The sequence below is a fragment of the Sphingopyxis sp. genome, from assembly GCF_036402335.1.
Taxonomy (GTDB): domain Bacteria; phylum Pseudomonadota; class Alphaproteobacteria; order Sphingomonadales; family Sphingomonadaceae; genus Sphingopyxis.
This window is the reverse complement of the sequence record NZ_DASWTD010000136.1, coordinates 1-9820: the sequence shown is the minus strand read 5'-3', so window position 1 is coordinate 9820 and position 9820 is coordinate 1. Positions and strand designations below refer to the sequence as shown.

Here is a 9820-nt window from a genome sequence, read left to right as displayed (position 1 = left end):
GGGCGCCGCGGGACGCGGGCCAAAGGCGCGTCCCGGCACCCCCGCAAAGGATGACGGGTTGGATCGGCGCGCTCATTCGCACTCTCCTCAGTGGGCGAGCGCCGGCGCCGGCGCCGGTGCCGCGGCAGGAAGCGGACCCGTGCCGGCGCTGCGCCAGTCCGGGGAATCGGCTATGGCCTCGCGCCAGAACATGTCGGCCATCGTCCGATAGGCGAGATGAAAGGCGAGCACCGACTCGGCACCGCTGTTGCGATTGACGCCTCGCGGGGTGAGCCCGTCGAAGCAGCGCCCCGTCCTGGCATCGCCCAGCGGCAGGTGGCGGTCGTTCCGGCCGAGGAACCACGCGTAAGCGGTCTCGGCGTGCGTCGACCAGAGCGCGTTGCCCGTGGCGGCCGACGCGGCCGCGCAGGCCGCGATCGTCGCCCACGCCTCGAGCGGCTGCTGGTCGAAGGGCAGGCTTTCGCCAGGCTTGCCGAAGCTTTCGGATCCGACCGGACGGAAATGACCGTCCGGCGCCGTTTGGTAAGCGGTCAGCCAGGCCAGGGCGTCGAGACCGGTCTCCACGAGCGGAACCGACGGCAGCCGCCGCCCGGCGCGGATGAGCGCTTCTGCGAGACGCGCGTTGTCGTACGCGAGATCGGCTTCGAACCAGTCCCAGCCGGGACGGCGTTCCGCTTTCCATAGCGCCGAGAGAAAGGCCGCGCCGCGCTCGACGATCGCGCGCGCCTGCGCATTTCCGGGGTCGTGCCCGAGCCGGTCGTCGGCGCCGAGCATCGCGAAGGCAATCGCCCGCGGATTCTCGAACTGCTCGAACATGGCGGCGCTTCGATCGAACCAGCTCGCCGCCCAATCGCGCATCGCGGGCGCCGCGGCGTGCGCGGCGGCATGGCCCAGCGCCCATAATGTCCGGCCATTGCTGTCTTCCGACCCTGCGTCTTCCAGCCATCGGCGGTCGTAACCCATGAAATTGCGGAAGCGGCCGCGTTCGGCGTTCCATCCGTGCTGGATAAAGCTCGCGAAGGTCTGCGCGTGCGACGCCGCTTCTTCCTGCGCTCGCGGCGGCAGGCTGTGCACGAGCATGAGCGCGCGCGCATTGTCGTCGATGCAGTAACCATGCGCGCGGTCGGGGACAAAGTGGTTGCAGTGCTGGAACATGCCGACTTCGTCGCAGAGCGACCATGCGCCCTCCAGCGCAGGCGCGCCGCGCCCGCGCGCCGTCGATCGATCGCGCCGGGTGACCCCGTCGACCAACGCGCCGCACGTCTGCGCGATAACCGTCCAGGCGGTCCGCCGGCCGCGGGCATAGGCGCGGCGCTGAAGCGCGCGCCGTTCGTCCGGGACCGCGAGAAGCAGGAGCACCGCCTCCGCGATCGCCTCGCTGTCGGCGCCGGGGAGCAAGATGCCGACGTCATCGGCCAGCAGTTCGCGCGCATGAACGAACGGGGTCGATACGACCGCGCGGCCCAGCGCGACGGCATATGCCAGCGTGCCCGAGGTGATTTGCTGAAGATTGGGGTAGGGGGCAAGATAGATGTCGCAGAGTTCGATCTGGTCGAGCAGCTCGCCGGTATCGAGGAAGCGATTTTCCCAGGCGATATTATCCGCGACGCCGAGGCTCTCGGCGAGCCGTTCGAGGCTTTGCCGATAGGCTTCCCCCTCGGCGGCGACCAGGTTGGGATGGGTCGCGCCGACGATCCGGTAGAGAATATCGGGATATTGGGCGGTGATCGCCGGCAGGGCACGGATCGCCGTTTCGAGGCCTTTCCCCGGCCCGATGAGACCGAAGGTCGAGAGGACCGGTCGGTCGGCGATTCCCAATGTCTCGCGCAGCGGCGTGACATCGACAAAGGGGCGATCGGGCGTGCCATGCTCGATATGGACGATCTGGTCGCTGCTCGCCCCGTAGACGTCGCGCAGGATTTCGCGGCCGAAATCGCTCATCACCACAAGCTTGCTTGCGCGGGCGATCAGTCGTTCCATGACCCGGCGCTGGTCGGGGTTGGGCTCGGCGAGCACCGTGTGAAGCGTCACGATCAGCGGCGCGGCAACCCGATCGACCAGCTCGAGGACCATATCGCCGGCGACGCCGCCGAAAATGCCGAACTCATGCTGAAGCCATATCGCGCTCGCGCCGCTGTCGTTGATCGCCTCGGCGGCCGCGCGATAGCTGGCGGCCTCCTGCTCGCGGATCGTGCGCGCCACTTCGGCGCCAAGCGCCCGATCGCCTTCGCCGCACATCGCATAGACGTCGATGGCGAGATCGGGCCGGACCGCGCGCAGATGATCATGGATGTCCGCGGTAAAGGTCGCGATGCCGCATCGACGCGGCCGGAAACATCCGATCAGGGCCACGCGCGAGGTCGTCTCGATACCGCTGGCGGCAAGAGGGACATCAGAGACGGGAACATCGTTTTCGCAAACATTCCGGAAAAAACGGCCTTCGCTGTCGTGCTTCATATCCGTCCTCGTGGCTGGCATTCCCTCGCACGCGCGCGCCTTCCCCCTCGCTCGCGGATGCGCGCGAAGAAGATGCCGGCCGCAAGACCGGGCTCGGGAACTGGCTGATTGTGTGCATGCTTAACGCGGCACATGCGTTCGGGTTGCAGTGCAACATGACGGGATCGGGAAATAAAGCCCTTCGATTAACTCAGGTTATAACGATTCCGTCTCCCGGCGGCCGGGTCATCGGAAAGGCGCTGCGCGGCCAAACCATGCGAATTCCGCGCGCTACGGCGGCAAGCTGTCGCTGCGCAGGCAGCACCGGCCGGGCCGCGCGGGAGTCGGAAGAGACCCCCGTTGCTGCTATAAGGAGGCGAAGGGAATCGGGTCGCATCCGATGGCTTGCACGGCTGCCGGCGCAATCGCGGGTGATTGCGCCGTTCGCCAGGCCGGCGCCGGCATGCGTGCCGTCTCGAATGCTTGAGGATCATGGCCATGGGCGCATTTCATATGATCGTCACCGACGCGTCGGCGCGACATCGCCGCGTCGATTTTCATGCGGACAGTCCCGAACAGGCTTTCCTGTTGGCCCGCAACGAAAGGGACGGCGTCGAGGTCGAGCTGTTCGAAGGCGAACATCTCCTCGCCCGGATGACGAAATCGGGCGCCAATATGTGGCAGATCGGCGGCGTGCGAACGGCCCGTGCGCCGTCGCGGCGCGAAACCCCCGCCATGCCCGGCGCCGGGGCCGGATCTTCGTCCGCCTAGCGTGACATAGCCGCCTTCGAAGCAGCGACAGGAGGGCATTCTGCCCGGCCGTGCCCGGCGGCGCACCTTGCCCGGTCGATTTTGATCGGGCGACGGGAACGTTGCGGCGCGAAGACCATTTGCTTTTCTCCCCGATCGCTTCATCGTGCGCGACCTGTTGCCGGTGGAAGGCGACGATATGAAAGGTCGACACCATCCATGCTGATCTGCCGGCCCGAGCAGTCCCCGCTAAAGATTCTTGATGAAAAGCTGACGGCCGATCCCGGTCGTGTGGTGCTGCGGCCGTTCCACCTTGCCTGGCAGTCGAACGTCTCGGAGCCCCCGCGCGCGGCGCAGCTGGTAAGCGACATTCTCGGTCTCGACGACGATCAGGCCGAGCTCGAACTCGGATTGATCTGGAAGGATTTCTCGGAGCGCCACTGGCAGATCGGGGAGATTTTCGACGAGCGCTATCGCGAAATCTCGGAAGACCTCGATCTCGACGATCAGGCGGTGTCGCCCGTCAAACGCCGCCTTATCGGCGCCTATTTCTGCCACGAATATAGCTATGCCGCCGCGGCGCTCATGAACCCGAGCATCGTCCCGCATCCCGATCAAAGCGGTCTTGGCGGCGAGCAGCTCCGCTTTATCATGTCGATGCGCGCGGTTGGCGAAGGGCATATTTCTTCGGTCGCCTTCCGCGAGGGGATCATTGGTCCGGGGGCCGGTTTCCAGCTTTGGCCGCAGTCGGGACCGGCGATGGCGGCCGTCGCCGACGACCGTCACCAGATGGGCCCCGACGAGGCGGTCAGCGTCCATCGCCACGCAGGCAGCGCGATTTCGAACAGCGTGTTGTTCCCCGTTACCGAGGCACAGCGCAACGGTCTCGAAGACCTGCGCCTGGTCCGCTTCGTCGAGGACGATGGCGAAATCGAATATCTCGGCACCTACACCGCCTATTCGGGTCGCGCGATCCGGTCGGAGCTGCTCCGGACGCGGGATTTCAGCAGCTTCTGTCTCGAACCGCTCCGGGGACACGCGGCGCGGCACAAGGGGATGGCTCTTTTCCCGCGCCGTATCGACGGCCGTTACCGGATGGTCGCGCGCCAGGACGGGAAGAATATCACGATCCTGACGTCGGACAGCCTCGATGAGTGGAACGACGAGGGGCAGATCCTCATCCGGCCCGAATTTCCCTGGGAATTTGTCCAGATGGGCAACTGCGGCAGCCCGATCGAATGCGACGAAGGCTGGATTTTGCTCACCCATGGCGTCGGCGCGATGCGCAAGTACAGCCTCGGCGCCGCGCTCCTCGACCGCGAAGATCCGTCGCGGGTCATCGCGCGGACGCGCTGTCCGATCTTGTCCGCTGCCGAGAGCGACCGCGAAGGCTATGTGCCGAACGTCGTGTACACCTGCGGCGCCACCCGGGTCGGCGGGCAGCTGTTCATCCCTTACGGCATTTCGGATAGCGCCATCGGCTTTGCGACCACCACGATCGAGGCAATGCTCTCCGCGATGGACTGAGCGGGCAGGGCAGAATGCCAAGCGTCACAGCAACACCCGCGCGTTGGCGCGGTCTTCGGGTTCACCCGCGCCCGCCTTCTGCAAGCTGCGATGAACCGCCGCGCCGTGACGAAAGCTCCCTTGCACCGGCGAAGCCTCAGAATATCCCGAGAAATTTCTTGCGCTGCTTCTTCTGGCCGTCGGCCGACTGCTTGCCATCCTCGGACTTCGCGGTGGTGCCCTTGCCGACATCGTCGCGCGGCTTGCCCTTGCTGGTACGCTGGGCCGCCGCGGTGGCGCCCGCGAGCACCGGACCGCACTGCGCCGCCTTCGCATCGCCGGGATCGATGAACGGAATGATCAGGCCCACGGGGCTCGCAAATATGCCGAGGCCGAGCGCCGTCCCGGCGCGGCCCGCGAGCTCGTCGCTGACGGGATCGATCTTCGGCGCCGCGAAATAGCCGCCGACGCCGACCGGCGACTGTCCCGAAAAGAGGCTGAAGGTCTTGCCGTCGGCGCGCACCGCCATGTCGATCGCCTCGCTGCGGAAGGAGAAGCCGCCGCGGCCGAGCATCACATTCTTCTTCGTGTCGATGAGGATCGGGTCGGCAGCCGCGATCCCGCCGCGCACGGTGAAGGCGATCACGCCGCAGTTGATTTCGACCGGCTTCTTGAGCTTGTCCTGGAACATCTTCTGCACGAACGTCCCGAGATCGAGTTCGGCGAGCTGGATGTTGCGTGTCCAGAAGGTGCCCTGCGGCAGGACGAAAGCGATCCGGCCGTTCGACGTCGCGAGCGATTCGCGCACGCTGTCGCCGAAGCCCACCATCCGGATGCGGCCGCTGACCGTGCCCGTCGTGCCCGACTGCTCGGTCCCGAAGCGCGCGAGCAAGGTGCCGAGCCGCGTCGGCGACAGGCGGACGTCATATTCGGTGCGCACGACGGCAGGGCGCGCGTCGATCGCGATGTCGCTTTTGACCGTGCCGCCCGCGACGACGAAATTGAACGGCTTCAGCTCCATCAGCCCGTTCTTGAGCGCCAGCGTCAGGTCGACATTGCTGATCGGAAAGCTCTCGGCGCGCACCCTGGTGACGCGGTAGTGGACATCGGCGTCGAAGCGCTTCAGCGCCGCGGCGCGAAGCTGCGCGTCGGGCAGAACCCGCGGGCGGCCGCCTACCGTCTCGATCGTGCCGCCGGTGCCCATCCGGTCGAGCCGCTGCGGATCATAGCCGACGAACGGGCCGGCATCGATGATGTTAAGCGAACGGGTGGCGAGGTCGGCCTTGAGATAGAGGCGCCCCCTGGGCTGGCTGACCGCGAGCGAGCCGGCCAGATCGCTATCGCCGAACATCCCCTTCATCCCGGTGAGTTTCCAGACCTCGTTTTCATAGGTCAGCGCGGAGGTGAGGCGGTAGGCGCGCGTGTCGGGGATCGCGACGCCGAGGAAGTCGAACATGCGCGACAGATTTCCGCCGCGCGCCTGCAGTTTGAGCTCGGCGCCTTCGAGCTCGGTCGGCCCGGGCAACGTCCCCGACACATCGAGCGTGTTGCCGAGACCGACCGCATGGAGGGTCAGCGCGTTCTTGCCTCCGGCAATCGTCTCGTTCGGCGATTTGAGGCCCCCCGACACGGTGAAGGGCTGCGCGCGCATGGTCCCGCGTCCGGAAAAGCCGATATCGTCGCTGATGCGCGTGCCCGCCGCGCGTACCGTGTCGACGTCGATGTCCGCGAACAGTTGCAGTCGCGGATCGCGATAGGTGAGGCCGCTCTGGGTGATCGCGGCGCGGCGGATCCGCGGCAGTTCGAGCGGCTCGGGCGGACGGTTCGGGTCGCCGAAGGTCCAGCTGTTGCGCTTGTTCCCGGCATCCCATTCGAGTGCGAGCTGCGCGCCGTCGAGATCGGCGAACCGCAGGATGCGCTTGCCGAAGATCAGCGGCAGGGTGGCAACCCGCGTGTCGACTTTCTTGGCCGTGAAGAACTGTTTGTCGCGCGCCCACGCCGGGTTCGCGATGCGGATGTCCTCGGCATAAAATTTGACGTTGAACGGCGCGAAATAGAGCTGGAAGTCGCCGCCGACATCGACCTGGCGCTCGAGCTGCGCCGTCGCGAACCGCTCGAACGGGCCCTTGAGAAAGCGGCCTTTGGTGATGAAGAGGATAAGCCAGATCGCGAAGAGGAGAAGCAGGATGAGCGTGATCGTCCTGATCGCGATCCGGAGCGGGCGCGGGCGCCGTTCGAGCCAGGCGGGCGTCCAGGCGGTCCGTGCCCAGCGGCGCGGGCGATCGGTCCAGCGGCGGGCTGGCGCGCGGGCCGCCGAGGCGGCCTGACCGGAGCGCTTGTCCATGCGGCATCAATCCGCCGCGCCGAGCATCGTTCCTTTAACGCGTTGAGCAGGCGGGCGGATACCGCGCCTTCAGCGCGGTATCGCCAAGGTGGCAGGTGTGCGCCTTTGCCCCCGCCTATGGCGCCACGCCGCCGAAGGGGAACGGCAAGGCCGGTAAGCGACCGATAGTCGTCGCTCCCCTCGAAGACAGGATCGTGCAGCGGGCAATCCTCGACGTGCTGCAGGAGGCGACCGAGATCACCGGCGTACAGCGGGTTCTACAGACCCCGACCTCGATAGGCGGCATCAGGGGGCGCGGCGTGGACCATGCGATCGCGATCTTCGACGAGCGAGTGAAGGCCGGCGACCGTTATGTGGCAGGGTCTGACATCTCGGGCTTCTTCACAAAGATACCTCGCGAAAGGGTGCTATCCTTCTTAGAAGCGGAGGGGGTCGAGGCGGAATTCCTCCAGCTCGTACGGGACGGTCTGACCGTGGAGCTCTCGAACGCCGACAAGCTGAGCGATGATGATCTAAAGATGTTTCCGACGGGGGCCGATGGTGTCGCGCAGGGTTGCCCTCTGTCGGCGCTGGCGGGCAATATCGTCCTCGAAGCTTTCGATACTGCGATGAACGGTCGCGGCATTACCTGCATCCGGTATATTGATGATTTCCTCGTAATGGGGAAAACGCGCCGCGCCATCGATGCGGCGATGCGCGCCGCAGGGGCGTTGCTCGGCGAACTCGATATGCAAATCTATGATCCTGTGGCCTCGCCCAACAAGGCGTTCACGGGGACGGTTGACGAAGGTCATCCCTTCCTTGGCTATGAATTGCGACCCGACAGCTATCCACCCTCCCTCGCCGCCCGCGAGAAGCTGCTCGAGCACATCGCTGCACTGATTGCGAGCGGACAGAAGGCGATTGTCAAAGCGATCTCGGGTCGGGCTCTGACCAGCCAGGACCGCTGTTATGCGCAGACCTTGGTCCGGCTCGACTACACTATCCGGGGCTGGCGTAATTCTTTCAAGAGCTCAAACTGCCCAGTTCTCTTTGATCAGCTAGACGGCGAAATCGATCGCCGGTTGCACGACTTCCGATCCTTCTACCTCGACAAGATCAAGAACCGCACCCCAGCGCAGAAGCGGCTGGCGGCACGGGTGTCACTCCTCGCCGAGCGAATTGAGGAGTCCTAGATGGCGACGCGCAAACGCTCAGTCGGCGGCGAGGAGCCACGCAAACAAATCGATTGCTAACGGCTCAAGAAAGGGCGGACAGGATAAAATGCCGCGGTTACTCACGAGCCGCCACTAGTATTCGATCGCCGCAAAATATGCTCCGGCCGCGACAGCAGTTGGAATATACAAAAGGAAATTCATCCGGGGCGAGTGCATTCCTTGCCGCGCTCTCAGTTAGAGCAGGTTGGTTCTCCAGTTCTCTTCGAATTCGTTCGCGCACTTCCTCGACGAAATCTGCAATTCTAAGACCCGCGTGGAAGATCTTCTGGTTAATGTCCTCAAAATCGTCCGCCGTACAATCCGAGCACCTAGGAAACTCTTCTATAACAGGGTGGTCATCGTGCCACTGACGCCGCCGGTCGCGGTGTGCGTAAATCGGTGCACGGCGACGACGGCGTCTGGCTCAACAATTCATGCCATTTCGGATCATTGAATCTTATCATTGAGCGCGCGACCGGCTAGAGGCGGCGCCGGGGGAATTGTCATATGGCATTGGGCGAGCCGGACGTCGGCGATTGGGAAAAGCTGCTGACCTTTGCCGAGCGTCTGCTCGGCGATAAACTGCCAGCCTATGTCACCTGGCCGATAGGCCTGCTCGTTCTCGCCGCGTTGATCCTCGTCATTTGCGCTGTCGCGGTCCAAGCCATCATCAAGATCAAGGATGCGTGGCAGAACCATTTGCGCCCGAAAATCTATAGTCCCGAGCAGCGACAGAAGGCCGGGGCGCGGCGCCAGTTCGCGCAGCATCTGCAGCTTGAAATCGTCGCCCGGAACCAGAAGGAAAACTGGCGCGATCAGCAGTTCGCCGAACTCGAAGCCGAGGTCGAGGCAGAAGGCCGGAGCTGGCGCTTCTGGCCTTTGAGCCGTGCTAACGGGATACGCCGCGAGAAATCGCTGACCCTCGCCCTCCGGCACAGCAAGGAACGCCTCATCCTTGTCGAGGGCGATCCTGGGACCGGGAAAAGCGTAGCCCTGCGTCATGTGGCGCACGAGCTTGCGGTGCGCGCGGGCAAGTCGCGGAGCTTGACGTCGAAGCTACCTGTCTATGTCAACCTCAAGGAAATAAAACGGGCGTCGGGCCAAGCCGTGAACCGCGAACTCATTCGCGATTTCGTTTTGACGTCGCTCAACCGCGTCAACGATCGCTTCGTCGATGAATTTATCGAACAGGAATTTGACGCCGGGATAAGGTCGGGCGGCTGGGTGTTTCTCTTCGACTCCTTCGATGAAATTCCCGACGTTCTAAGCTCCACCGAATCTGATGCGACGATCGAGCAATATAGCGCCGCCATCTCGGACTTTCTCAGCGGCATCAATAATTGCCGGGGGGTCGTCGCGTCGCGCCATTACCGCGGCCCGCAAAAAGCAGGTTGGCGCAGCTTTCGCATATTGGAGCTGCAGCCGGGCCGCCAGTTCGACCTCATCAAGCGGTCGGTCGTCACAAAGCCCGAGCTCGCGCCGAAAATCCGCGAGAATCTGGCGATCGCTTCCAATGACGTGCGGGTCCTTGCGCGCAACCCGATGCTGCTCGGTCTCCTTTGCGAGCATGTAAAGCTCGGGCATGAAT

At 64.6% G+C, this 9820-nt stretch carries 7 protein-coding genes; 4 read left to right on the top strand and 3 right to left on the bottom strand.

Annotation, left to right across the window (positions count from 1 at the left end; translation table 11 throughout):
- Positions 1-87: 87 nt before the first annotated feature.
- Positions 88-2352: a glycosyltransferase family 4 protein gene (locus VGD20_RS04285; RefSeq protein ID WP_331133261.1), complete on the bottom strand. Its 2265-nt coding sequence runs from the start codon at positions 2350-2352 to the stop codon at positions 88-90.
- A gap of 582 nt (positions 2353-2934) precedes the next feature.
- Here VGD20_RS04285 and VGD20_RS04280 point away from each other — a divergent pair.
- Complete coding sequence (locus tag VGD20_RS04280; RefSeq protein WP_331133260.1) at positions 2935-3207, top strand: hypothetical protein; 273 nt, start codon at positions 2935-2937, stop codon at positions 3205-3207.
- 198 nt (positions 3208-3405) lie between these two features.
- Complete coding sequence (locus VGD20_RS04275) at positions 3406-4713, top strand: glycoside hydrolase family 130 protein (RefSeq protein WP_331133259.1); 1308 nt, start codon at positions 3406-3408, stop codon at positions 4711-4713.
- A gap of 136 nt (positions 4714-4849) precedes the next feature.
- Here VGD20_RS04275 and VGD20_RS04270 read toward each other — a convergent pair whose 3' ends face one another.
- Positions 4850-7036, bottom strand: coding sequence for an AsmA family protein (locus VGD20_RS04270; protein WP_331133258.1), 2187 nt, complete (start codon positions 7034-7036; stop codon positions 4850-4852).
- 95 nt (positions 7037-7131) lie between these two features.
- Here VGD20_RS04270 and VGD20_RS04265 point away from each other — a divergent pair, with 95 nt between their 5' ends.
- The gene (locus VGD20_RS04265) at positions 7132-8211 is read left to right on the top strand and encodes a reverse transcriptase domain-containing protein (RefSeq protein WP_331133257.1); all 1080 of its coding nucleotides are present in this window, start codon (positions 7132-7134) and stop codon (positions 8209-8211) included.
- 468 nt (positions 8212-8679) lie between these two features.
- Here VGD20_RS04265 and VGD20_RS04260 read toward each other — a convergent pair whose 3' ends face one another.
- Positions 8680-9234: a hypothetical protein gene (locus VGD20_RS04260; RefSeq protein ID WP_331133263.1), complete on the bottom strand. Its 555-nt coding sequence runs from the start codon at positions 9232-9234 to the stop codon at positions 8680-8682.
- Between VGD20_RS04260 and VGD20_RS04255 the strand changes: the two genes are divergently transcribed.
- Positions 9235-9820, top strand: a 586-nt coding sequence (locus VGD20_RS04255) for a hypothetical protein (RefSeq protein ID WP_331133262.1), incomplete at its 3' end; no start/stop codon positions are given.